Below are 24,819 nucleotides of genomic sequence, written 5' to 3'. Positions count from 1 at the left end.
AGCGGCGTTTGTGCGGTCGACGTGAAAGGGGCAATTGGCGAAATTTAAACTGCTGGCAGAATAGGCGCTTGATAGAACTTGCGCCTGGCCAGTTTACAGGGAGGAAAGATGGACGAGGAGTGCGCTGATAGCGATTCGCTCACAGCCATCGCGGCAACCATCGATTGGGAGCTGGCACAGATTGCGCAGCCGCCTCCTGCGGCTCCTCTGACGCCAGCACCGCGTCGGCAGCCGCCGCCGAGTTGCCTGAGCGATCCCCGCATCGCCCGTGCCGTGCGCCTGCTCGAGAGCATTCCGGCAGCGCCTCTAGGGCTGGATGACGTGGCTGCGCATGTCGGCCTCAGTGCCTTTCATTTTCAGCGCTATTTCCTCGAGGTGATGGGCGAGTCGCCTAGCGCCTACCTGCGTCGTACTCGTCTGGATCGCGCGGCGATGAGCTTGTTGATGGGATCGGAGTCGGTCATGCAGATCGCCCTGGATGCCGGCTATGCCAGCCACGAGGCCTTCATCCGTGCCTTCCAGCGACGTTTCGGCAGAGTGCCCACGCAGTATCGTCAATTCGCCCAGGCGCGTCGGCCGCTTCCGAGCCCGGCGCAAAGCGAGCAGGCAGCATTGGTGCGGGTGCAGACGTTGAAGCCCCGACCCTTGCTTTCCATGCGCTTTCACGGCTCCTACGCCGACCGCGAGGCACATTGGCGAACGTTCGGGCATTACCTGCGGCAAGTCGGTTTTCCGTTGCAGGGCGCCCAGGCGTTCGGCATTTCCCTTGATGGTTCACTGGTCACGCCGACCGAGCTAATCCGTTATGACTGCGCCGTGCTCGATCCTGGTTTCGATGCAGCGGGCACGGCCCTGACCACGCAGATCCTGCCCGTTGGTCGCTATGCCACGCTACGCTGCGATGGGGATTACCTGTCCGGTATCGTCAATACCCTGTGCAGCGTGGCGATGGCCTGGCTCCCGGCCTCCGGGGAGCGCTTGCCTCCGGTCAATCACGGCAGCTTCGAGCTGTTCCACCAACCGCCCTGGGAGCAGGAGGGTGGATGGCAATCCTTTACCGTGGCGTTGCCGCTGGCGTGATGCTTCAGGGGTTCTTCTCCTCGCTCAGCGCCTGGTAACGCTGCTGCAGTTCGTCACGAATCTGCCGGCGCTGCTTGGCCTGGCGTTGACGGCGCAGGCCGTCGGGGGTGTCCGGCTGCAGCTCCGGCACCGGTACCGGGCGGCCCTGGCCATCGACCGCGACCATGGTGAAGAAGCAGCTATTGGTGTGGCGCACCGAACGCTCGCGGATGTTCTCGGTGATCACCTTGATGCCGATCTCCATCGAGGTACGCCCGGTGTGGTTGACCGAGGCGAGGAAGGTGACCAGTTCGCCGACGTGCACCGGTTCGCGAAAGATCACCTGATCCACCGACAGGGTCACCACGTAGCAGCCGGCATAGCGGCTGGCGCAGGCATAGGCCACTTCGTCGAGGTACTTGAGCAGGGTACCGCCGTGAACGTTGCCGGAGAAATTGGCCATGTCCGGTGTCATCAGTACGGTCATCGTCAGGTGTGCGGTTCCGGCTTCCATCGTCGCTCCGAGTACGTGTAGGGCTGGTGAGAGTAAGGCCTGCGAACCCTGGGGATGCAAGATTTGCACTAAACTCGCCATTTCCTGTTGCAAGGATGCTATCCATGCCAATCCGTTCGAGACTTCTACTACCGGGGCTGGCGCTGGGCCTCAGCGTTACCGCGCAAGCGACCGATGAATGTGCCACGGCGGTGCAATGCAACCAAGTCGGCAGCGCTGCCTACCAGGCTGGGCGCTATGAGCAGGCCATCGAGGCCTTCGAGCGTCAGTTACGACGTGTCGAGGATGGCGATACGGCACAATTGGAGCTGGCGCTGAACAATCTCATCCTGACCCATCTGCGCGCTGGCGATGCGGGCATGGCGCGGGCCTGGCTGGGCGTGGCGCTGGCCAATAACCTCAGTGGCTCCTCGACCCGCCTGCATCTGGCCAAGGTGGCCGAAGCGCTGGATTACCAGGCGCTGGCGGCCAGCCCGGCCGGACGTTACCTGCGCTACGGTGGCCAGGCGGTGTGGAGCGAGTTGCTGATAACGCCTGATCCACAGGGAGGCTATCGCGCCAGCTTCTTGCCGTTGCGAGCCAGTGCGCGGATAGAGGAATACGGCCCAGCCGCCCTTGGTGAGTTGGACGGACGCTTGCGCGGCGATGGCACCGCGATGACGCTGGAGGACGCCCAGCTCGGCAAGGACTGTGCGGTGCAGCTACTGCGCGAGGGCATCGAGCTGCACGTGCTGGAAGTGTTTGCGGATGGCTGCCAGGACTACGGCGGCATGGGTATCAGTGTGAGCGGGCGCTATATCAAGGTGAGTCGGTGATGCGTGAGAGGATCATTACCGCAATGTTTGGAGCGCATGGGCCGTTGAGCGATGCCGTCGCCGAGTTGCCGTCTTGATCAACAATCAAGGCCCAGGCTGGCGTTAGAATGGCGACCTACTTTTTAGGGCACTACACGGACGTTCCATGCAGCGACATCCCATCACGCCGCGCCAGGACTGGTGCGAGCAAGCTTCGGCGCTCGGCTTTCACTTCCATTCCATCGGCGGTGAGCCCTACTGGGATGAAAGCGTTTGTTACCGCTTCAGCCTGCGGCAGATCGAAGACGATATAGAAGCCCCCAGTGCAGAGCTCGAGGCCATGTGCATGGCACTGGTCGAGGAGGCAGTGGAAAGTGAGGCTCTGCTGCGGCGTATGGCGGTGCCCGAAGCACACTGGACGCTGATCAGAGACAGCTGGCGCTCACGTGAGCCGGCGTTGTATGGGCGCATGGATCTGACCTACGACGGCCAGGGGCCGGCGCGCTTCTATGAGTACAATGCCGATACCCCCACCGGTCTCTACGAGGCGGCCTTCTTTCAATGGGTATGGTTAGAGCAGTGCCGTGAGCGTGGCGTGCTGCCGGAACAGGCAGATCAGTACAACCTGATTCAGGAGGCGCTGATCGAGCGTCTGCAGCGCATTGGCCTGGCAGGCCAACCCTTCCACTTAGCCTGCTGCCGCGACCATATTGAAGACGAGGGTACCCTTACTTACCTGGCGGACTGTGCTAACCAGGCCGGCCTGCAGCCACAGCTGTTATATATCGACGATATCGGCCATTTATCCGGCAAGGGCTTCGTCGATCTGCATAATCAGCCGCTGATCCGGCTATTCAAGCTCTATCCCTGGGAATGGCTGCTTGAGGAGGACTTCTCCCGCCATTTGCTTGAGAGTCGTACACGCTTCATCGAACCCGCCTGGAAGACCCTGCTCTCGAACAAGGCCATATTGCCCTTGCTCTGGCAGCGACATCGCGGCCACCCCAACTTGCTCCCTGCATGCTTTGCCGATGAAGCGGACATGAGTCAGCTAGGACAGCGCTGGGTACGCAAGCCTTTCTTTTCTCGCGAGGGGGCGAATATCCAGGTGGAGAGCGATATCGGGGTGGAGCTCGCTGTGCCGGGTCCCTACGATCAGGGGCCGGCCATTCTGCAGGGCTGGTGCCCGCCGCCCTGCATGGATGGGCAGCACCCTATCATCGGTAGTTGGCTGGTCGGCGGCCAGCCAGTGGGTATAGGTATTCGCGAAGATCGTAGCGCCATCACGCAGGACAGCTCACGTTTCGTCCCGCATTACATCCTTGATTGAGCGCTTGCCCAGCAGTGCTTCGGCGCGCTTCGATGCCTGGTGCTGCAGGCAGAAGCCGGCCAGAGCGCTGGCCAGCCAGGCAACTGCCAGGGCCAATACCGCCATGAATAGAGCGGTCAGCGAGCCAACGGCCAACAGGATCACGAACAGGCAGATACCGATCATGATGCCCGCGATCAGCCAGGCATCCTTACTCCAGAAGGTGCGTAAGTAGGCAAGCAAGGGGAGGGCTCTATAGAGCGGCAGATCCTGTGTCTGTTGCCAGTCGAGCAGCAGCAGATGTTCGGCAGCTATCGGTAGCAGGCGCTCCTGCGGCGATAGTTCGAGGGTGGCTGAATCCTGTGTTGGTGCGCGTGTGCGCGCCAGTTCGGCCAGCGCCTTCAGATCGAGGGTCTCGCCACTGTTCAGGTGCCACAGCCGTTGCCGTCGAGGGCTGAATAGATAGGTTTGTACATAGCTACCGCAGTACAGGTTGTAGACCAGAAAGGCCAACCAAAGAGCGATCCAAACCAGTAGTGTCAGCTCGTAATTGCCTATAGGCCACGGTAGATAATCGAAGGCCAACTGAGCCGCCAGCATCAGCCCGACCAATAGTGGTATCAGGCAGCAAAGCACCAGGGTCAAGCCGTGTATGGCTCCGACCAGCATGACGCTGCCACTTGCCTGATCGACGTGCACGATACGCGGCAGGGTGTCATCGAAGAGTCCCTCTTCGCCTGTCTGTGCAAGGCTCTGCTCATCATTTGCCATCGGTGCGCACCATCAACAATTGCCAGTTCTCGTCCTGCCACAACGGCAGCTCCTCGCTAGGTTGCTGATCGGCTGGTAGCAATACCATCGCGAACGGCGTCTGGGCCAGGGACAGCTCGCCCAACTGCAGGGCAGGTGACTTGCCTCCCAGCAGTATCTCGACCCCAACCAGTGCGCTGATTCCCTCGGTTCTGGGTTGGTCTGCCCACCAGCTCTGCCAGGTATGCAACCCAGCCAGATGCAAGCCGCTCAGCTTGACTCGGCCATCTTCATGTAACGCCAGCAGATCCTTGGGCCAGGGCTCAGGCGCACCCCACTGGTCATCCGGCCTGGCCGGCAAGCGCTGTTGTTGCAGCGTGCCCCAGAGATCTGCCAGTTTTTCCAGCTCGGGCGATTCGGCGGCTGCCAGGGCCTGAATCATGGGTGGCTCTTTGCTCAAGTCTGCGTCGTCGGTGTGATTACTCTGGCGAGTGAGGCTCGTTACCTGCAGACGCAGCACTTGGCCAAGCTCCCAGGCGTGGTCATGAGTCCAGAAGATTGAGGCCGTAATCCAAACCGGCCCTTGCTTGGTCATCTGCATACCGCCGCACTGAGTCAGCGCCCGTGGCGGGGCGGAGGGGCGCACCAGCACCGGCGCCCTGCAGGCAGGCGCGAGGCCAAGAGACTCCAGACTTTCCCATTTAGTGCTGTTCGGTAGACGCACCCGCAGCTTGGCGGGTTTGTCGGCAATGAGCCGGCGCAGTTCATCGAGCAGTGCATTGGCATCACCAATGCTGTCGTCCAGGTCGGCCGCCTGGGTGAGCGAGGAGGAAAACAGGCAGCCGAGCAACAGTCCAATTCGTAACCACATCATTGATTACCCACTGGCCATCGCCATGCTGCTGCGAGCCGTCGCGCCAAACCCGCCACGGCTGGCGCTACCCTGGAAACGTGCTGGCAGCTGATTGCCCTGAAATTGTTGGGTATAGCTGGAAGCCTGCAGGTGGCTGCGGTGCAGGCTGAGTTGACTGCTGAGCTGACGGTTGTTCTGATCGCCTAGATATTGCCCCTGGCTGGTGAACAGACGCAGATTGCGGCCGGTATAGCCGTAGTGAGCACCGTAGTAGTGACTGGCATAGGCGCTGCTGTTGCTGCCGTAGAGGGTTTCTTCGGTCATCCCGAAAATCGGTTGCAGCTCATCGGCACCGACTTCGGCCCAGTCGATGGATTCGCTACCGCGCATTTGCCCGACCAGTGCGCGACTGACGAGAAAGGCTGCTGGTACCGGGCGGGCCAGGCCGTCGTCCCCCAGTGAACAGTTCGTCACTGCGTCAGCCGCGCACCACTCACCTATCTTGCAGTTGTTGTCGATGCGCGTGAACTCGCGTTCACAGGCCGAAAAACTGGCGTAGCTTGGCGCCAGCTGAGTCGTACGGCGCCATGCCTCGTCGCGGAGTTGTCGGCATTTTTCGGTGGGTAGCCCGGTGCTCTGTTCACAGCTTGCCAGGCTCTGGAATACCTGTACGTCACGGTACATCGGATCCCAGGCCAGCAAAACCAGAGGCGTAACCCCCATGAGGCTGAGGGTGAGCACCCCGGCGCGTTTTTGCCGGCGTGCAGCGGTAGGCACTGGGGTGGGATAGGAAGTAGCAGGTGCCAATGGAGCTTCGGCGGTAGACATAAACATTCCATGTTCAAGGTGGAGGGAAGGAATTAGAAGGTTCCAGCACTCTCGGGTCAACCGCCATCGAGCAGGATGTGACACAGTCCCTCAATGGTATTTATCCACCTCCCAGACTCAGGCGTGATTCAGATACCAGCGCCAATCCTGCTCGCCCACCTCCCCCATGAACTGGCGGAACTCGGCCCACTTGATCGCCAGAAATACCTTGAGGAAGTCCTCGCCCAGCGCCTCGCGCGCCCAGCTCGAACCTTCCAGATTGCGCAGTGCGGTGAGCCAGTCGGTGGGCAGGGTTTCTCGGGCCTGTTCATAGCCGTTGCCGACGATGGCTTCGCCTGGATCGATCTGCTCGCGGATGCCCTTGTGGATACCGGCGAGGATCGCTGCCGCGGCCAGGTAGGGATTGGCGTCGGCACCGCAGATGCGGTGCTCGACGTGGCGGCTGCCCGCCGGCCCGCCCGGTACGCGGAACGACACGGTGCGGTTGTTCACCCCCCAGCTCTTGGCCAGCGGCGCGTAGCTGTTGGCCTGGAAGCGGCGGAAGGAGTTGGCGTTGGGGCAGAAGATCGCCAGGGCGTCATTGAGCGTAGCCATCATGCCGCCGATGGCATGGCGCAGCAGCGGCGTGCCCTGTGGGTCTTCCGAGGCCATCAGGTTGTTGCCCTCGGCATCGGCCAGCGACACGTGCATATGCATGCCGCTGCCGGCCAGGTCGCCGAACGGTTTGGCCATGAAGCAGGCCTGTAGCCCATGCTTGTTGGCCACGCCCTTGACCAGGCGCTTGTAGCGCACGCCTTCGTCCACGGCCTGGAGTGCGTCGAAACGGTGCTCCAGGGTCAGCTCCAGTTGGCCCGGGGCGTATTCGGAGATCGCTGTGCGCACCGGCAGTCCCTGTGCTTCGCAGGCGGCGTAGAGATCGTCGAGAAACGGCTGCACCTGCTCCAGTTCGTATACGCCGTAGACCTGCGGCGCCTTCGGGCGCACGCCGTTCATCTGCATGGCCGGCTGTGGGCGACCATTGGTATCGCGCTGCTTGTCCAGCAGGTAGAACTCCAGCTCCACCGCCATCACAGGGTGATAGCCGTCGGCCTTGAGCGCATCGATGGCACGCACCAGCACGTGACGTGGGTCGCCTGGCGTGGCCGGCATGCCCTGGGTCGGGTGCATGCTCACCTGCAGTTGGCCGGTGGGTACCGCGCGCCAGGGTTGCAGGGTCAGGCTGCCGGGCAGTGGGTAGGTCCAGCAGTCGGCATCGGCCACTTCCCAGACCAGGCCGCTTTCCTCGACGTCCTCGCCCTGGATGGTCAGCGAGAGGATGGAACTGGGCAGCGGCCGGCCGTTCTCGTAGATGGCCAGCAGTTCGTCGCGGTGCAACAGCTTGCCGCGTGGGATGCCGTTGGCGTCGATCAGCATCAGTTCGATGCTGCGCACCTCGGGGTGGCGTTCGAGGAAATCGCGGGCTTCCTGGGGGTTGGCGAATCGCATGGTGGTTCTCGCAGAAGATCGTGGGGGCGCGTCTGTGGGGGCATAGGGTGGATGACGCTCTTTTCATCCACCGTTTCACCGAATGTGGTGGATGGATAAAGCGTCAGCTACGCCACCTTACAGGCAGCATTACTCGCGGGCGCCAGGGATGGCCAGCAGCTCGCTGAGGGCCATGTCGAGCGTGGCGATCAGCTTGTCCACGTCATCGGCCGTGGTGCTCGGGCAGCACAGGGTCATGTTGTGGAAGGGGGTGATCAGAATGCCGCGGTTGATCAGGTACAGGTGCAGGGCCATCTGCAGCTCGTCGTGGAAGGCGGCCTCGGCTTCGGCGCCGGTACGCGGCGGGGTGACGCAGAACTGGAATTCGCAGCGCGCGCCCAGCTCGGTCACCGACCAGTTCAGCCCATGCTTGCCGATCAGTTGGCGGAAGCCCTCGGCCAGGCGTGCAGCCAGCGGCAGCATATGGTCGTAGGCGACCTGGGTCATCACCTGTTCCAGGTTGGCGCGCATGCAATGCATGGCCAGGGCGTTGGCCGACAGGGTGGTGCCCATGCCGCTGTGGCCGTGGCCATGACGGCCTTCGCTGGCACGCTGGCGCGCGGCGTTCATCGCTTCTGCCATCTGCGCGCTGCAGCCGAAGATGCCGCACGGTACGCCGCCGGCGATGGGCTTGCCGACCACGAAGAAGTCCGGGTCGAGATTCCACAGCCTGGTGCAGCCACCGATATCGGTGGAGATGGTGTGCGTCTCGTCGATGATCAGCAGGCTGCCGTACTTGCGCGTCAGCTCGCGGCATTTGTGCATGAAGCCGGGGTCGGGCAGCACCATGCCGATATTGGTCATCGCCGGCTCGCACAGCAGGGCGCAGACGTCGCCCTGGGCCAGGGCGGCTTCCAGCGCCTCGATATCGTTGAAGGGGATGGCGCGGCTGTGCTCGGTCAGGTCATAGGCCTGGCCGATCAGACCGGAGCGGTGCACGGTGCGGCCCTCGCGATGGCGCACCATCACGTCGTCGACGGTGCCGTGGTAGCAGCCGTCAAACACCAGCAGGGTCTTGCGCTGCGTGATGGCGCGCGCCCAGCGCAGCACGTAGCGGTTGGAGTCGGTAGCGGTGGCGGTCACCTGCCAGTAGGGCAGGCCGAAGCGCTGGGCCAGCAGCTCGCCGCAGACCACGGCGTCCTCGCCGGGCAGCATGGTGGTCAGGCCGTTGTGCGCCTGCTCGGCCAGGGCGCGGGCCACTGGATCCGGCGAATGGCCGAACATGGTGCCGGTGTCGCCCAGGCAGAAGTCGATGTACTCATGACCGTCCACATCGAAGAAGCGTGCGCCCTTGGCGCGCTCGACGAACAATGGCACGGGCGTCGACCAGTCGGCCATCCAGTGCATCGGCACGCCGCCGTACAGCGAGTGGCGGGCACGCTCGGCCAGGGCCACGGACTTGGGATTACGCTCGAGGAAGCGGGCGCGCTCGCCAGCGGCGAAGGTTTCCACGGCGGTTGGGGCGATACCACTGGCAGTCATGCTGAACACCTCGTTCGATTTTTCGCACATGGTATTTTGTGATCACAAAAATGGCAAGTGATGCTGCTATACGCATTATGAGTTAGTATTTTCCCTGTTATGTGATCACAAAATTGGTCGTGGCTTGCATCCTCGACCTCATCTGATGCCTTGTCCAAGGGAGAACCCCATGCGCGATTGCCTGCTTACCCTGTCTCAGCTTCCAGCCCCGCCACGGAGGATGCTGCAAGCATGAGCGACAATTTGCAGCAACAGCTTTACCAACGTATTCGCGAGAGCCTGCTGGCCGGGCGTTTCCAGCCTGGCGAGCGGCTGAAGATCCGTGACCTGGCCGCGCAGTGGGGCACCAGCCCGATGCCGGTGCGCGCCGCCCTGCAGCGGCTGGTGGCCGAGGGAGCGCTGGAGGGGGAGCAGCAGCGCTCGGTGCGCGTGCCGGCCATGACCCGCGAGCGCTACGAACATCTCTTTCAGGTGCGCCTGGCGCTGGAGGGGTTGGCCGTCGAGCTGGCCACGCCGCGCATGAGCGCTGACGACCTGGCCCTGCTGCGCGACTGTGTACAGCGCATGGACGCGGCCATCGAGCAGCGCCGGGTGCAGGACTATCTGGACGCCAACAGCCAGTTCCACCTGCACCTGTACGCGGCCTGCGGTAACCCGGTGCTGCTGCGCACCATCGAGTCGCTGTGGCTGCAGATCGGCCCCTTCTTCAATCGCCTGTTCACCGAGGCCGATCTGTCCTTGCGGCTCAACGACTTTCATGAGGAAGCCTTCGCCGCCCTCGAAGCCGGCGATGCCAAGGGCGCCCGTCAGGCCCTCGAGCAGGATCTGCTCTATTTCGCCCGCTTTCTGCTCAACCTGCTGGAACTGGAACAGGCTCGCTGAGTGCGAGCGCTCTGTGTGTGCAGGCCCGCTGCCCTATACTTCCGCCACGGTTCATTCAAGGACAGGATTCATGCTGGATTACAGCGGCAAGCGGTTTCTGATAGTCGACGACTTTTCCGACTTCCGCAGTTCGGTCAAGGCCATGTTGCGCGAGATGGGCGTCAGGGATGTGGACACGGCCGACCGGGGCGAGCAGGCCATCGCCATGTGTCGGCACAAGCGCTACGACATAATCCTCCACGACTACAACCTGGGGGCCGGCAAGAACGGCCTGCAGACCCTGGAAGAGTTGCATGCGGCGCGCCTGATCAGCCACCAGTGCATCTTCGTCATGGTCACCGCCGAGAGCAGCCAGGCCATGGTGCTCAGCCTGCTCGAGCACGAGCCGGACGCCTACCTGACCAAGCCCTTCAACCGTGCCGGCCTGACCCAGCGGCTGGACAAGCTGGTGGAGCGCAAGACCCTGCTCAAGCCGGTGCTGCAGGCGCTGGACAAACGCAACCCGGCGGAGGTGCTGAGCGCTTGCGAAACCCTGGCCAGCCAGGACAAGCGCCTGCAGCCCCTGTGCCTGAAGTACAAGGCAGGTGCCCTGCGCGAACTGGGTCGGCAGCAGGAGCTCGAACGCCTGCTGCAAGCGGTGCTGGCCGACCGCGCCATGCCCTGGGCCTACCAGGCACTGGGCAACCTGCTCAACGAGCGGGGTGATCTGGCGCGCGCCAAGGACACCTTCGAGCAGGGCCTGAAGGCCTTCCCCATGCAGCCTGGCCTGTATGATGGCTTGGCCGGCGTGCTGGAAAAACAGGGCGATGCCAAGCAGGCGCAGCAGGTGCTCGAAGAGGCCGTGCGCCTTTCGCCGCTGGCTCTGCCGCGGCAGATGCAGCTCGGCAAGCTGGCCATGCACAACGAAGATTTTGCCGGTGCCACCAAGGCCTATCGCAGCGCCGTGGAGCAGGGCAAGAACTCGCGCCTGAAGAGCCCGGAGAACTACCTGGCCCTGAGCCAGGCACTGATGGCCGACACGGGCGAGGAGACACTGAGCAAGCGCGCCCAGATGGAGATCAGCCAGGTGCTCGGCGAGCTGGGCAGCCAATACGCCGCTGACAAGACCGTGCAGGTGCGCAAGCGCCTGATGCAGGCGCGCAGCCTGCAGAAATCCAACGAACCGGCACGCGCCGCACAACTGGCCGCCGAAGCCGCCGCCGAGCTGCAGCAGGTTGAGGCCTTCCTGCCGGCCGAGGTGGCCCTGGGCATGGTCGAGCAGTTCCAGCAGCTTGGCCAGCAGGAAGCCGGTGCGAAGTTGCTCAAGGACTGTCTGGAAATTCATGGCGATGACGCCGGGGTGCTGGAAGCGGCGGCTCGCCTGACCGATGACCAGAGCGTATTCGTCATCAGCAAGGAGGCCACCGACCTCAACCGCCAGGGCGTGCAGGCCTACAAGCAGGGCCGCACCGACGAGGCGCTGGCGCTGTTCCGCCGGGCTCTGGGGTTGCAGCCGAAGAACATCAGTATTGCCCTCAACACCGCCCAGTCGCTGCTGCGCCTGGGCCTCGAACAGCCCTCGCAGCCCTGGCTCGAGGAGGCGCGTAGCTGCCTCGACGGGGTCAGCATGATCGCCCCCAGCGATACGCGCTATGCACGTTACCAGCAACTGCGCAGCCGGGTGTTCGACACATGAGCGGGCTCGATCTCAGCACCATCATCGCCTCCACCGTGCATGACATGAAGAACTCCCTGGCGCACCTGGGCCAGGCCCATGCGCGCTGGCTCGCCAGGCTGCCGGCCGAGCTGCAGAACATGCCCGAGCGCGGAGTGATCGAGTACGAAGCGGCGCGCCTGAACGGCATGCTGGTGCAGTTGCTCGGCCTGTACAAGCTGCAGGTCAATCAGTTGCCCCTGTACCCGGCACACCATGAGCTGGACGACTTCATCCAGGCGCAGTTGGCGCGTTATCAGGATGTGCTCGACAGCCGAGGTATCCAGGCCCGTGGCGAGGTCAGCGAGTTCGACCTGATGGGCTTCTTCGACCAGGAGCTGCTGGGTTCGGTGCTAGGCAATGTGATCGCCAACGCCACGCGCTACGCCCGCAGCGCCTTGCTGATCAGCGCCAGCGAGCAGGCGGGTGAGCTGCTGCTCTACGTCAACGACGATGGCGCCGGTTATCCCCAGGCGATGCTCGAGCGCCAGGGCGACTACATTCTCGGCCTCAGCCAGAGCAGCGGCAGCACCGGGCTGGGCCTGTACTTCGCCGCGCGCATCGCGCAATTGCACCAGCGCGATGGCCGCCAGGGGCGAATCGAGCTGAGCAACGGCGGCCCGCTGGGCGGCGGTGAGTTTCGCATCTACCTGCCCTGAGCCCCGCCTGCTGCTGCACGGTGGGTTTCAGCTTTCCAGCCAGACGTCGCGGCACCAGTGCCAGACCGAATCCCAGCTCTCGTCGGTCAGCTCGCCTTCGTCGCCGTCCCACAGCCACACCTGGCCTTCCACGTCCACCGCGTAGTAATCGCGGCCGTCCTGGCACAGCGGCACCAGATCGCGCGGCAGGCCGAGATCCCAGGCCACCGACGCCACTTCCGGCAAGTAGGTGTGCGAGTGCGGGTCGCTGGCAGTCACCGGCTCCAGACGGCCGTAGACCACGTCGCTGACCTTGAGCAGGAACTCGCGCAGCTCGAAGGGCAAGTGGATGAGGATCTGCTCCTGGATTTCCACCAGGGTTTCCTCGTCCGGCAGCTCCAGCGGCACCGGTACCGGCTCGTTGAGTTCGCGTAGCTGATCGATGACTTCTTCCACGGCGGCGGCTCCTCATAGGGTGGGGTCGGCTTTATACAGTAGCTGGCCGTTGCAATGAAAACATGTCGGTGTCACGGCATACCGGCGCTTTTCGTGGAGCGCTCTCATGACACCTCTTGCCTGGCACTGTCTGCATCACAGTGAATTCGACACGGCCTACGGGATTGGCAATAAGGTGTGGGTTGTTCTGTGCCTGTTCCGAATTGCCGCGTTTTTGTTGATGTTTTTGGTTTCGCCCTCCCGGGCGAGTCACTTTTGGGGCAAAAGTAACCAAAACCTCCGCCCGGTCATCCGGCCCTCGCTGCGCGAGGGTTCGTTCACTCCATCGCCGTTCCAGAGGCCCGCCGCGGTGGGCCATCCCTGGCCCATCGCGGCTCTCGCGACATCCATGTCGCTCAACCTCTTCCACGGCGATTCCGCTCACCCTCCTGGGCGGGCTCTGCACGCGCCTGAACCCGAGGTAACCCAGAATTAGCATGGAGTGCTTGAGTATGAGGTCAGCCTTAGGGCTGACCTGAATGTCGGCTGCAAGCCGGCAAGCTATTCAAGCGAATGAAACTATGCGAATGAAAGTTTTGGTTTAACTCGACGACCCATCGCAACTTCACTGCTACCAGAGCACGCCGGGCATGCCCGGAGCCAATATACGCTCAGGCGCGCTAACTCCCCCTTCAGGAGGCCGAACGCAGGCATTGCGCAGGGGGCGAGCGGCATGGATGCCGCGAGATACCGATGGCGGCCCCGCTTAAAGGGCCAGGGATGGCCCTTTAAGCCGACCCCGGAGCGGTGCCGGAGTGAGGGGAGTCGAGCGAAGCATGACGGGGACGCCTAGTTCCGGATGGCGGGGGTGCGTTTCTTTTGCTTACTTTTCTTTGCGCTGGGCGGCAATCCGAGTTCAAAGAAAAGTGAGTCGCCCGAGGGGGCGAAACCCGGACTATCTGAAAACATCCAAAGCGACGTCCAGAACACCAACACAAGCCAACACACAAACTTGCCAGTCCTGTATCAAAACCGCCTTCCCCAGCATTTCGCACAGACCATAAAAAACCCCGGGAAAGTCCCGGGGTTCTGGGTGACGCGCTGCGCGATCAGTTCTGGCGGATGCCGGCGATCAGCCAGGGCTGGTTGTCGCCCTGGGCACGCTCCAGGCGCCAGCTTTCGCTGAACGGCTCGCCCTGGTCGAAGCGCGAGGTCTTCGATACACCGCTGAAGGTCAGGGTGGCGATGGTCTTCTCGGCGTTGTCGTCGACGCCATCGAGTTGCACCTGCAGGTCATCGACATAGGTGGACTGGAAGCCGTCACCCAGCTCGGCGCGCTCGCGCTTGAGAAATTCCAGCAACTGCGGGGTGACGAACTCGGCGATCTTGTCCATCTCGTTCGCATCCCAGTGCTGCTGCAGGTTCATGAAGTGCTCGCGGCCGGCGGCCAGGAAGCTCTGCTCGTTGAACCAGGCCGGGGCGTTGATCACCGGGCGCGTTGCGGCGGCACTGCTGCCACCGAAGATCGAGGTCGGCGCGGCGGCATTGCTCGGCATTTCACGCTGGTACGGAGCGCCGCCAGCGGCTGCGGCCTGCGGCTGCTGGCGTGCACGACGAGCAGCGAGGAAGCGGAACAGCAGGAAGGCGATCAGACCGAAGATCAGCATGTCCATGATCTGCAGGCCCTCGAAGCCGTCACCCATGAACATGGAGGCCAGCAGGCCACCGGCGGCCAGGCCGGCCAGCGGGCCGAGCCAGCGCGAGGCGCCGCTGGCGGCAGCGGCGGGTTGCTGACGGCCAGGGGCCTGGGCCGCCGGTTGCGCCGGGGGCGTGGCCTGGCGGGTCTGGTGGCTGGGGGCGGAGCCGAACGACTTGCCGCCGCCGAAGCGCTTGGCATGGGCCTCGAAGCTGAAGGTCAGGGCCAGGCAAAGCACCATGGCGATACTGAGGAAACGCTGCATCAGGGTCTTCTCTCTTGATAGGGAACGCTGCGCCGCATCTTGCACGGGGCGCTCTGGGTTGGCCAGGTACAGAATGTTTCTGGCTTTTGCTTGTAGCGCTGGCCTGCCCCAGTGGCAGGCCATGAAAGGGCTCAGCGCCAGTCGTACAGCTCTTTCTCCGTCAGGGCCTGCATCGAGCTGGCCAGTGCCTGGAAGGCTTTCATCGAGGCCCAGATGCGGCCGTTGAGCTCGCTCTGCGCGGCCAGCTCGCCGAGTACCTGGTCGGTTTCGTGCTGCATGGCCTGCAGCACGGGATCGGGGAAGCGTTTGAGCAGGGTGCCGCTCTTTTTCAGCTCGTCCAGGGCCAGGGCATTGTTGAACACGTAGTCATCCATCATGTCCAGGGTGGCGGCGCGGGCGGCCTCGGTGACGATGGCCTGCAGGTCGGCCGGCAGGGCGTCGAAGGCCTTCTGGTTGATCAGCAGCTCGAGCACCGACTGTGGCTCCTGCCAGCCCGGGTAGTAGTAATACTTGGCGGCTTTCTGCAGGCCGAAGGCCAGGTCGTTGTAGGGGCTGACCCAGTCGGTGGCGTCGATGGCGCCGGTCTGCAGCGCGGTGAAGATCTCGCCGCCGGGCAGCACCACGGTGGTGGCGCCGAGGCGGCTCCAGACTTCGCCGCCGAGGCCCGGCATGCGGATCTTGAGGCCTTTGATGTCGTCCAGGCCGTTGATTTCCTTGTTGAACCAGCCGCCCATCTGCATGGTGCTGTTGCCCGCGGTCAGCGGTTTGACGCCGAAGGGGGCGTAGGCCTCGTCCCACAGCGCCTGGCCACCGCCGTGGCTGAGCCAGGCGTTCATCTCCAGGGTCGACAGGCCGAAGGGCACGGCACCGAAGAACTGCGCGGCGGGCACCTTGCCCTTCCAGTAGTAGGGCGTGCCGTGGCCCAGCTCGGCGGTGCCACGGGAGACGGCGTCGAACACTTCCAGCGCCGGCACCAGCTCGCCAGCGGCGTAGACCTTGATGGTCAGACGCCCGGCACTCATAGCGTTGATGCGTTCGGCCAGACGTTCGGCGGCGGTGCCGGTGCCGGGGGCGTTCTTCGGCCAGGTGGTAACCATCTTCCAATGGAAGGTCTGCGCGGGCGCAGCGGCCTGGTTGGCAGGTGCGGAATCGTCCTTGCAGCCGATCAGGCCGAGGGCGAGCAGAGGCAGGAGCAACAGAGAACGAAGACGCATGGGCAGTTATCTCTAAGAAAAACGGGGCCTGTTTCGGCCCCGTTCGGTTGGCTTAACGCCAGTTGTACAGCTCTTTCTCGGTCAGCGTCTGCATGGCGCTGGCCTGTTCGAGGAAGGCTTTCTGCGAGGCCCAGATGCGGCCGTTGAGGTCGTTCTGCGCCGCCAGGCTGCTCAGCACCGCCTCGGACTCCTTGCGCATGGCCTGCAGCACGTCATCCGGCAGGCGCTTGAGCTGCACGCCTTCTTGCTTGAGGTTTTGCAGCGCCTTGGCGTTGTTGAACACGTAGTCATCCATCATGTCCAGGGTGGCGGCGCGGGCGGCCTCGGTGACGATGGCCTGCAGGTCGGCCGGCAGGGCGTCGAAGGCTTTCTGGTTGACCATCGCCTCGACCACCGCCTGCGGCTCCTGCCAGCCCGGGTAGTAGTAGTACTTGGCCGCCTTGTGCAGGCCGAAGGCCAGGTCGTTGTACGGGCCGACCCAGTCGGTGGCGTCGATGGCGCCGGTCTGCAGGGAGGTGAAAATTTCGCCGCCGGGCAGGTTGACGGTGATCGCGCCGAGCTTGCTCCAGACTTCGCCACCCAGGCCCGGCATGCGGATCTTCAGGCCCTTGATGTCATCCAGGCTGTTGATCTCCTTGTTGAACCAGCCGGCCATCTGCATGGTGGTGTTGCCCGCAGCCAGGGGTTTCACGCCGTAGGGCGCGTAGGTCTCTTCCCACAGCGCCTGACCGCCGCCGTGGCTGAGCCAGGCGTTCATTTCCAGGGTGGACAGGCCGAACGGCACGCTGCTGAAGAATTGCGCGGCCGGTACCTTGCCTTTCCAGTAGTAGGGGGTGCCGTGGCCCATCTCGGCGGTGCCGCGCGAGACGGCGTCGAACACTTCCAGCGCCGGTACCAGTTCGCCGGCGGCGTACACCTTGACGGTCAGGCGTCCGGCGCTCATGGCGTTGATGCGCTGGGCCAGGCGCTCGGCGGCGGTGCCCAGGCCGGGGAAGTTCTTCGGCCAGGAGGTGACCATCTTCCAGTGGATGGTTTCTGCCGGCTTGGCAGCGGCTTGTTCGCTGCCGGCCTTGTCGTCCTTGCAGCCAACCAGGCCGATGGCGGCCATCAGGGCCAGAGCGGCGCCGAACAGATTGCGGCGTTTCATCGAATCGTCTCCAGAGTAGGGATCAGCGGCCACCAAGGGCCGGGTCGTTACAGGGTGCCTCTAAAAACGTAGGCGAGGCAGCAATGGCAACGCAGATAGTTTTTAGAGGTGCCCTACAGGGCTTCGAGCTTGGCATAAGCCAGCATCAGCCACTTGCTGCCTTCATTTTCGAAATTCACCTGTACCCGCGCCTGGGCGCCTGCCCCCTCGAAGTTGAGGATGGTGCCCTCGCCGAACAGGCTGTGGCGCACACGCTGGCCCAGGCTGAAGGGCGTCTGCGGCACGGCGCTGCCGGCGAACAGGCTGCCACCTGTCATCGAGCCTGTGCTCACCGGGCGGCTGACGCTGCCCGACAGGCGCACTTCCTGGATCAGCGGTGCGGGTATTTCGCGGACGAAGCGCGACACCTTGTTGTAGGTCTCGCTGCCGTAGAGACGCCGGGTTTCGGCGTAACTGATCACCAGCTTGTGCATGGCACGGGTAATGCCGACATAGGCCAGGCGGCGTTCTTCTTCCAGACGGCCCGGTTCTTCCAGGCTCATCTTGTGCGGGAACAGACCCTCTTCCATGCCCACCAGGAATACCAGGGGGAATTCCAGGCCCTTGGCACTGTGCAGGGTCATCAGTTGAATGCTGTCCTCGTTCTCGGCGGCCTGGGTGTCCCCGGCTTCCAGCGAGGCGTGGGTGAGGAAGGCCTGCAACGGGCTCAGTTCCTCGTCCTCGTCGTTCTCGAAGGCGCGCGCGGCGCTGACCAGTTCCTCCAGGTTCTCCACCCGGGCCTGGCCCTTCTCGCCCTTTTCCGCCTCGTGGTAGGCAAGCAGGCCGCTTTGCTCGATGACCACCTGGGTCATCTGGTGCAGGGGCATGGCCAGCACCTTGTCGGCCAGGCCATCGATCAGCTCGATGAAGGCCGCCAGCGCCGCCGAGGCGCGGCCAGGCAGGGCCTTGGCCGCCAGCATCAGGCGGATCGCCTGCCACATGTGCACCTCATGGACGCGGGCGTATTCGCGGATGGTCTCGATGGTCTTCTCGCCGATGCCACGCGCCGGCACGTTGATGATGCGCTCCAGCGCCGCGTCGTTGCCGCGGCCGTCGAGCAGGCGCAGGTAGGCCATGGCGTTCTTGATCTCGGCGCGCTCGAAGAAGCGCTGGCCGCCGTAGATGCGGTAGGGGATCTTCTCGCGCAGCAGCGCTTCTTCCAGCACCCGCGACTGGGCGTTGGAGCGATAGAGAATGGCGATTTCGCTGCGCTTGAGGCCTTCCTTGCGCAGGGCGTCCTCGATGCTTTCGACCACGTAGCGTGCTTCGTCGTGCTCGTTGAAGGCGGCGTACAGGCTCAGTGACTCGCCGTCGCCGACGTCGGTGCGCAGCTCCTTGCCGAGCCGCCCCTGGTTGTTGGCGATCAGCGCGTTGGCGGCGTTGAGGATGTTCGCCGTGGAGCGGTAGTTCTGTTCCAGGCGGATGATCTGGGTGTCGGCGAAGTCCTGGTCGAACTGCTGGATGTTCTCGATCTTCGCCCCGCGCCAGCCATAGATCGACTGGTCGTCGTCACCCACCACCATGAGGCTGTCGCCGCCCTGGGCGAGAAAACGCAGCCAGGCGTACTGTACGGCGTTGGTGTCCTGGAACTCGTCCACCAGAATATGGCGGAAGCGCCGCTGGTAGTGCTGCAGGATGCCGCCGGGATTGTCGCGCCAGAGGTCGAGGGCGCGCAGCAGCAGCTCGGCGAAATCGATCACCCCGGTGCGCGCGCAGGCCGCCTCGTAGGCTTCGTAGATGCCGCGCATGGTGGCCAGGAAAAGGTCACCGCTGGCCTGAATGCCTTGCGGGCGGATGCCTTCGTCCTTCTGCCCGTTGATGAACCACTGCGCCTGCTTGGCCGGCCAGCGCTGCTCGTCCAGGCCCAGGTCACGGATCACCCGCTTGATCAGGCGTTGCTGGTCGTCGGAGTCGAGAATCTGGAAGTTCTCCGCCAGCCCGGCTTCCTGCCAGTGCGCGCGCAGCAGGCGGTGGGCCAGGCCGTGGAAGGTGCCGACCCACATGCCGGCCGGGTTGTGGCCGAGCATGTCCTCGATGCGGTGACGCATCTCGGCGGCGGCCTTGTTGGTGAAGGTAACCGAAAGAATGGAGTGGGGCGACGCGCCCATCGCCTGGATCAGGAAGGCGATACGGTGCACCAGCACGCGGGTCTTGCCCGAGCCGGCACCGGCCAGCACCAGTTGGCGGCCGAGTGGGGCGGCCACGGCTTGCACCTGGGCGTCGTTGAGCGAAGCGAGGAGGAGTTCGGGGTCATTTTGCATCGCGGCATTTTAGGGTCTGATGACGTTTCATCGCTACCGCTGCAACGCGGCTTGCGCTGAAACGTCAACAGACCCTATGGGGACAGGGGAGGGCAAACCGCTTCGACGAGGCGGTTTGCCAGGGCCTGTGCGCGGGGTAGACTGCGCCCTTCAATGGATCTGAGGGAGTCGCGATAGCCATGTCGACTGGTGACAGCCCGTTGTTGGGCATTGACCTGGGCACCACCAACAGCCTGATCGCCGTCTGGCGCGAAGGGCGTGCGCAGCTTATCCCCAATGCCCTGGGCGAGGTGCTCACGCCCTCGGCGGTGAGTCTGGACGAAGATGGCAGCATCCTCGTCGGCGCTGCGGCGCGCGCGCGGCTGACCACCCATCCACTGCGCAGCGTGGCCGCCTTCAAGCGCTACATGGGCAGCGACAAGCGCTTCACCCTCGGTGAGCGCCAGTTCACCCCGGAAGAACTCTCGGCACTGGTGCTCGGCTCGCTCAAGGCCGATGCCGAGGCCTATCTTGGCGTGCCGGTGACCCAGGCGGTGATCTCGGTGCCGGCCTATTTCAGCGACGAGCAGCGCAAGCGCACGGCATTTGCCGCCGAGCTGGCCGGGCTGCGCGTCGAGCGCCTGATCAACGAACCGACCGCCGCTGCCATGGCCTACGGCCTGCACGAGCAGCAATTCGAGCGCACCCTGATCTTCGATCTGGGCGGCGGCACCTTCGACGTCACCGTGCTGGAGTACGCTCTGCCGCTGATCGAGGTACATGCCTCCACCGGCGACAACTTCCTCGGCGGCGAGGACTTCACCGAGGCCCTGCTCAAGGCCTGCCTGGAGGACTGGGGGCTGAGCCGCAGCGAGCTGCAAGGCCAGGAGCTGGCCAGCCTCGAAGATGCCGTCGAGCAACTCAAGCGCCGCCTCGCCGAAGGCCCGCAGAGCCTGGACTGGCAAGGTCGCCAGTGGCAGCTAGATGAGGCCCGCGCGCAGCAGATCTGGGCGCCGCTCTTGAGCCGCTTGCGCCAGCCCATCGAGCAGGCCCTGCGCGACGCCCGCCTCAACCCGCGCGACCTCGACAGCCTGGTGCTGGTCGGCGGCGCCACGCGCATGAGCGTGGTGCAGCAACTGGTGGCCACCCTGTTCGGCCGCCTGCCTTATCGCCACCTCGACCCGGACACCATCGTCGCCCTCGGCGCTGCCGCCCAGGCCGCGTGCAAGGCCCGCGACCAGGCCATCGAGGAGGTCATCCTCACCGACGTCTGCCCCTACACCCTGGGCATCGCCTCGCGGCGCAGCGACGAGCAGCCCGGCGCCTTCTCGCCGATCATCGAGCGCAACACGGTGATCCCCACCTCGCGGGTGCAGCGCTACTACACCACCCACGCGCAGCAGGAACACATCCGCATCGAGATCTACCAGGGCGAGCGCCCCTGGGTGCGCGACAACATCTTCGTCGACGCCTTCGAGGTCAAGCTGCAGCAGACCGGGCAGGTGCAGGCGCTGGACGTGCGCTTCAGCTACGACATCAATGGCCTGCTGGAAGTGGACGTGACCCTGGAGAACGGCCAGCGCCACGGCCATGTCATCGACCGCAGCCCCACCGGCCTGAGCGAGGAGGCGCGCGCCGCCAGCCAGGCGCGCCTGGCCGGGCTGAAGATCCACCCGCGCGACAGCCTGCCCAATCGCACCCTGCTGGCCCGCCTGGAGCGCGCCTGGATGCAGAGCCTGGGGGCCGAGCGTGAGCAGATCGGCCAGTGGCTGGACGAGTTCCAGAGCCTGCTCAGCGCCCAGCAGGAGCAGCCGATCAGGGCGGCGCGGCAGCGCCTGGAGCAGCAGTTGGAGGCGCTGCGCTTCTAGCTGGTCGGCCCGCTGAACCCATTCAACTGCCGCAGTCGCGCCTGCAGCCCTTGCTCGGCCTGCACGCGGCTGCCGCTGGGCGGGCCGTAGCGGTTGGGCAGCGGGTCGCCGGGCCAGAAGAACAGCACCACCGAGATGTACGGCATGAAGAAGCTGCCGGTGAGCAGCATCAGCAGCGTGCCGACGCCACGGTTCATGTCGTGCAGGCGGCGCAGCAGGCAGGTGATCAGCCCCAGCAGGGTCACCCCCAGCACCGCCAGGGCCAGATCGCCGCTCAATTTGTCCGCCAGCAGGCTCAACGGTAGGCCCGCGCCGAGCAGCGCCAGCGTCTGCACGGTGAAATTGAGCCGATTCAGGCGCTTGCCCAACTGCCAGAAGCGCCATTGCGCGCGCCAGTCATTGGGCGCGTGACGAGGCATCATGCGCTCGCAACGCGACAGCAGCAGGGTGATGGCCAGGCGCACCGCAGGGGGTGTCACGGCGCTGTCCTTGGCCTGTTGCAGTGAGCGCAGCAGGCCGGAAGCCGGCACCCGTGGCTTGGACGGCTGACACACATCGCGCATGGCCTCGAAGAGCGCCTGCATGGTGCTGAACAGCAGGCCGTTGTCCTTGCAGATCGATTGCGCCAGTGCTTCGGGCTGACCTTTGACCAGCCCTTCACGGAAGGCATCGAACCACAGGCCCGGACAGGTGAAGCCTTGCAGCCGTTGCAAGGCCAGCTCGCGCAGTTCGCGCCGCAGGTCGGGGTCGTGGTAGAGCAGGGCGTCGACGATCATCTGCCCTAGCGGGTCGCCCGCCAGCTCATCGGCATGGCGTTGGGCACAGGCCTCGATACGCTCGACCGAGGGCAGGCGGCGGCTGCCCAGGATGAACTCCAGGCTGACCAGTTCGGCGGCGATCAGCCCTTGCAGAGGGTCGCGCTCGTCGAGGCCGTCGAGCCATTGCCGGGGATGGGCGTGGGCGTCGAGCCAGAGCGTCTGCACGGCATCGGCCGGATGGTCGGTCGTGGTGGGCAGGCGGCTGCCGCGCTCTGTCAGTCGTTCCAGCCAGCGCTGAGGTTGCTCCAGCAGGCCGGCCAGCCACAGGGTCTGGCGCTGCAGTTGCCAGCGCGCGCCTGCTTCCGTGGGCAGCGGCGGCAGGTAGCGTCCTGTCTGCTGCAGGCCGAGTTGCAGCTTCAAGGTGGCGGGCAATGACCAGCTCGGCAATGGCGCCAGCAGATGATGCAGGCGCTGCAAGGTTTCCGGGGCTGGGTGGCGCAAGCGCCGCAGCCAGCTCAGCATCTGCGCGCGGGCGGCGGTGTTTTCCTGCAGCGTGCTGGGCAAGGCAGAACCAGGCGTAGCGAGCTTCTGCTGCAGCACCTTGGCGGTGGCAGACTCGCGCAGCCACTGCAGATGTTGCCGGGCATGGTGGGCAAAGCCTTGCGCCAGGATGGCGTCCAGCGGGTGTCCGCCCACAGGCAGGCAGAGCAAGGGCTCGAGGTCGGCCTCGTCGCCGCGTTGCAGCAGCCAGGCCTGACGATAGAGCAGGGTGAGCGGCGTCTCCGGCGCGTCGAGCAGCTCGGCCAAGAACGGCCATTCGCTGTCGCCCAGTTGCCAGGCGACGAAGGTGCGCGCCAGAGCCGGCAGCTCGGTGCTGGCGGCGCGCTGCCAGCGGGCCAGGGTCTGCGGGCTCTGCGCCGGTTCGGCGTAGCCCTGGTGGTAGTCGTCGAGGGCGTACTGGCTGCCCAGCTCCTGCTGGCTGCGGTCGCAGGCCAGGATCAGCAGTGGCAGGCGCTCGGGGGCATGCTGGGCGCTCCAGGCCAGCAACCAGGCGGCGGCTTCGGGCAAGTGCAGTTCGCGCCACAGGCGGCACCAGAGGTCGAGGGCATCCAGCTCATGCTGCTGCATCTGCAGCGCCAGCAGGTAGAGGTTGTCGAGGTCGTCGGGGGCCTCGGCCTGGCGCGCCTGGTAATACGCCAGGGCTTCGCCGAGGGCGACACCGGCCAGAGTGCACTGGCGATACAGGCCAGGGTAGTAGGCCGGGTCGGCCGGCATCGGCAGGCACAGGTGCAGCGCGCACCAGCCGCGCAGCTCCGGCAAGGGGCGGTTGTCGAACAGATGGTTGAGGGTGCGCGTGTACCAGAGGGTTTCCACCTGGGCGTGGGCGGGCCAGGCGGACAGGCTGGTGAGGTCGAAGGGGTCGGCTTCGGCGATGCGCTGGAGGAAGTGGTCGAGCGCTTCGGCCTCCTCGAACGGCAGTTGCATCAGGCGCTTGGCCCAGGCCATGCGCTCACTGAGGATGCTCACGCAGGCATGCCCCAGCGGCCCGTTGCTCAGCAGCAGGCCGCGCAGCCTGGTGTCGACACCATCCAGCTCTTCCAGCGGCAAGCGATCGAGCAGGCGGCAGTAGTCGTGCCAGGCATCGGGCTGGAAGCGCCGCTGCGGATCCTGCAACAGATCGACGAAGGCCTCTATGGCCGCTTCGCTGGCGCTGGGCGGTGCAGCGGGCGTGCTGACCGCCGAGACGCCCTCGCGCGCCTGGCGCAGGGCCTCTTCGTAGGCGTTGCGCAGGGCCTGGAAGCCTTCGGGGTCGCGCTCCGGGTGCACGCCAGGCAGCAATGCACGGTAGGCGTTGCGGATGAGGGTCTGATCCTCTGTCGGCTCCAGGCCCAGGTGTTCCCAACAACTCATGACCAGTCGAACGCCTCCAGCGATTCGGGTTTCTCGGGCAGCTCCAGTTCCATGTCCCAGGGCAGTTCGTCGAAGCCGGCAGCCGGGCTCAGGGCCAGTTCGCGTACCATGGCGCGGTGCGCGGGCTCGCTGCCTTGGCGGCTCAGGCTCAGGGACTGCTCTTTTGCCTCCTCGTGACCCAGGCAGTTCCAGTAGGCACGGCCGATGACGAAGCCGGCCATGTAACTGTGCCAGCTCTGGTAGTAGTAGCGCGCGCGCAGGCTGAAGCGGCTGTGCAGCCAGAGATTTTCTTCGAGGTTCAGCCAGCCGTTGAGCTGACCGATGCGGGCGAGAAAGCTCATGCGCCCCAGATCCCAGGCACGGATGCCGGCGGCGCCGCAGACCATGCTGGTTTCGGCGACGAACTCATAGGCCACCCGTTGCGCCGGCTGCAGGCTGTCGAGCAGGGCCTGCCATTGGCTCGGCAGCAGGCGGGCATGTTCCCAGTAGGCGCTGCTGAGTTCGCGGGCGTGGCCGTCGTCGGTCATGCGCTGGATCATCGCCAGCAGGTCGGCGCGCTCGGCGATATCCCAGGATTCCTTGAGATCGACGAATTCATTGTCGGGATAGAGGCTGGCCAGGGCATAGTCCGCTCCGGCATGGCGGTTGACGGCGACCATGGGCGCGGAAAGGGCGAAGAGCCAGCGTTGCTGTAAGTCTTCCATAACGGTTCGGTCAGGCATCCTCGAGGCGTGAGGCGCTCATCCTAGGAGCTGTGGCAGGCCTCCCGCAAGCGTCTGCAGCAGGGGTTTTAGGCGACGACTGGCGAGTCAGCGGACAAGCGGCTTTAGCATGGGTGGCCAAGTGCAATCATCCCGTCGAAAGTTGGGGGCGAGCCTGTGAAATTGCCCACATCTTGGTTGGGCACAGCGTCTGTCTCG

20 protein-coding genes are annotated in these 24,819 nt (G+C 64.6%); 7 read left to right on the top strand and 13 right to left on the bottom strand.

The window, feature by feature from the left end; all coding sequences use genetic code 11:
* Positions 1-108 precede the first annotated feature (108 nt).
* Positions 109-1,080, top strand: a complete 972-nt coding sequence (locus PVE35_RS25010) for an AraC family transcriptional regulator (RefSeq protein ID WP_277373335.1) — start codon at positions 109-111, stop codon at positions 1,078-1,080.
* 4 nt (positions 1,081-1,084) lie between these two features.
* Here the strand turns inward: PVE35_RS25010 and PVE35_RS25005 are convergent, their stop codons facing one another.
* The gene (locus PVE35_RS25005; protein WP_277373334.1) at positions 1,085-1,573 is read right to left on the bottom strand and encodes an acyl-CoA thioesterase; all 489 of its coding nucleotides are present in this window, start codon (positions 1,571-1,573) and stop codon (positions 1,085-1,087) included.
* Positions 1,574-1,677: 104 nt separating this feature from the next.
* Between PVE35_RS25005 and PVE35_RS25000 the strand changes: the two genes are divergently transcribed.
* Both PVE35_RS25000 and PVE35_RS24995 read left to right on the top strand, forming a co-directional pair.
* Positions 1,678-2,388, top strand: coding sequence for a tetratricopeptide repeat protein (locus PVE35_RS25000; RefSeq protein WP_277373333.1), 711 nt, complete (start codon positions 1,678-1,680; stop codon positions 2,386-2,388).
* A 145-nt stretch (positions 2,389-2,533) separates the two neighbouring features.
* Positions 2,534-3,697: a glutathionylspermidine synthase family protein gene (locus PVE35_RS24995; protein WP_277373332.1), complete on the top strand. Its 1,164-nt coding sequence runs from the start codon at positions 2,534-2,536 to the stop codon at positions 3,695-3,697.
* On the opposite strand, the gene PVE35_RS24990 is transcribed toward PVE35_RS24995, so the two are convergent.
* The 5 genes from PVE35_RS24990 to PVE35_RS24970 all read right to left on the bottom strand — a co-directional run bounded on the left by PVE35_RS24990 (position 3,665) and on the right by PVE35_RS24970 (position 9,113).
* Positions 3,665-4,447 (bottom strand): hypothetical protein, encoded by a 783-nt coding sequence (locus PVE35_RS24990; RefSeq protein ID WP_277373331.1) that lies wholly within the window; start codon positions 4,445-4,447, stop codon positions 3,665-3,667. The two genes, PVE35_RS24995 and PVE35_RS24990, sit on opposite strands and share 33 nt — an antisense overlap.
* Positions 4,437-5,297 carry a hypothetical protein gene (locus PVE35_RS24985; RefSeq protein WP_277373330.1) on the bottom strand — a complete coding sequence of 287 codons (861 nt, stop codon included), beginning with the start codon at positions 5,295-5,297 and terminating at the stop codon, positions 4,437-4,439. Before PVE35_RS24985 ends, PVE35_RS24990 begins: the two co-directional genes overlap by 11 nt.
* Before the next feature lie 6 nt (positions 5,298-5,303).
* Positions 5,304-6,107, bottom strand: coding sequence for a DUF1190 domain-containing protein (locus PVE35_RS24980; RefSeq protein WP_277373329.1), 804 nt, complete (start codon positions 6,105-6,107; stop codon positions 5,304-5,306).
* Positions 6,108-6,224: 117 nt separating this feature from the next.
* Positions 6,225-7,592, bottom strand: a complete 1,368-nt coding sequence (locus PVE35_RS24975; RefSeq protein WP_277373328.1) for a glutamine synthetase family protein — start codon at positions 7,590-7,592, stop codon at positions 6,225-6,227.
* A 129-nt stretch (positions 7,593-7,721) separates the two neighbouring features.
* Positions 7,722-9,113, bottom strand: coding sequence for an aspartate aminotransferase family protein (locus PVE35_RS24970; protein WP_277373327.1), 1,392 nt, complete (start codon positions 9,111-9,113; stop codon positions 7,722-7,724).
* A gap of 231 nt (positions 9,114-9,344) precedes the next feature.
* On the opposite strand from PVE35_RS24970, the gene PVE35_RS24965 reads away from it, so the two are divergent.
* The 3 genes from PVE35_RS24965 to PVE35_RS24955 all read left to right on the top strand — a co-directional run bounded on the left by PVE35_RS24965 (position 9,345) and on the right by PVE35_RS24955 (position 12,347).
* On the top strand, positions 9,345-9,995 hold the full coding sequence (locus tag PVE35_RS24965) for a GntR family transcriptional regulator (RefSeq protein WP_277373326.1): 651 nt from the start codon (positions 9,345-9,347) through the stop codon (positions 9,993-9,995).
* Positions 9,996-10,065: 70 nt separating this feature from the next.
* On the top strand, positions 10,066-11,670 hold the full coding sequence (locus PVE35_RS24960; RefSeq protein WP_268179992.1) for a tetratricopeptide repeat-containing response regulator: 1,605 nt from the start codon (positions 10,066-10,068) through the stop codon (positions 11,668-11,670).
* Positions 11,667-12,347, top strand: coding sequence for a HAMP domain-containing sensor histidine kinase (locus PVE35_RS24955; RefSeq protein WP_277373325.1), 681 nt, complete (start codon positions 11,667-11,669; stop codon positions 12,345-12,347). Before PVE35_RS24960 ends, PVE35_RS24955 begins: the two co-directional genes overlap by 4 nt.
* A gap of 27 nt (positions 12,348-12,374) precedes the next feature.
* Here the strand turns inward: PVE35_RS24955 and PVE35_RS24950 are convergent, their stop codons facing one another.
* From PVE35_RS24950 to uvrD, 5 genes are all read right to left on the bottom strand, one after another.
* Entirely contained in the window at positions 12,375-12,782 is a 408-nt protein-coding gene (locus PVE35_RS24950; RefSeq protein WP_268179988.1) for an SMI1/KNR4 family protein, read from the bottom strand.
* Between the two features lie 1,088 nt (positions 12,783-13,870).
* Positions 13,871-14,722, bottom strand: a complete 852-nt coding sequence (locus PVE35_RS24945; RefSeq protein WP_277373324.1) for a TIM44-like domain-containing protein — start codon at positions 14,720-14,722, stop codon at positions 13,871-13,873.
* Between the two features lie 131 nt (positions 14,723-14,853).
* Positions 14,854-15,936: a TRAP transporter substrate-binding protein gene (locus tag PVE35_RS24940; RefSeq protein WP_268179982.1), complete on the bottom strand. Its 1,083-nt coding sequence runs from the start codon at positions 15,934-15,936 to the stop codon at positions 14,854-14,856.
* Positions 15,937-15,988: 52 nt separating this feature from the next.
* A complete protein-coding gene (locus PVE35_RS24935) occupies positions 15,989-17,083 on the bottom strand; it encodes a TRAP transporter substrate-binding protein (protein ID WP_277373323.1) in 1,095 nt (364 codons plus the stop codon).
* 113 nt (positions 17,084-17,196) lie between these two features.
* A complete protein-coding gene (gene uvrD, locus PVE35_RS24930; protein WP_277373322.1) occupies positions 17,197-19,383 on the bottom strand; it encodes a DNA helicase II in 2,187 nt (728 codons plus the stop codon).
* 179 nt (positions 19,384-19,562) lie between these two features.
* Between uvrD and PVE35_RS24925 the strand changes: the two genes are divergently transcribed.
* Complete coding sequence (locus tag PVE35_RS24925; RefSeq protein WP_268179977.1) at positions 19,563-21,230, top strand: molecular chaperone HscC; 1,668 nt, start codon at positions 19,563-19,565, stop codon at positions 21,228-21,230.
* Here the strand turns inward: PVE35_RS24925 and PVE35_RS24920 are convergent.
* Positions 21,227-23,899, bottom strand: coding sequence for a DUF805 domain-containing protein (locus PVE35_RS24920; protein WP_277373321.1), 2,673 nt, complete (start codon positions 23,897-23,899; stop codon positions 21,227-21,229). The genes PVE35_RS24925 and PVE35_RS24920 overlap by 4 nt on opposite strands.
* Positions 23,896-24,603: a DUF1266 domain-containing protein gene (locus PVE35_RS24915; RefSeq protein ID WP_277373320.1), complete on the bottom strand. Its 708-nt coding sequence runs from the start codon at positions 24,601-24,603 to the stop codon at positions 23,896-23,898. The genes PVE35_RS24920 and PVE35_RS24915 overlap by 4 nt, the downstream gene beginning before the upstream one ends.
* Between the last annotated feature and the right edge of the window lie 216 nt (positions 24,604-24,819).

This window comes from Pseudomonas sp. AA-38 (assembly GCF_029457475.1).
Classification (GTDB): domain Bacteria; phylum Pseudomonadota; class Gammaproteobacteria; order Pseudomonadales; family Pseudomonadaceae; genus Aquipseudomonas.
The sequence above is the reverse complement of the archived record's forward strand: the minus strand, read 5'-3'. Positions and strand labels throughout refer to the sequence as shown.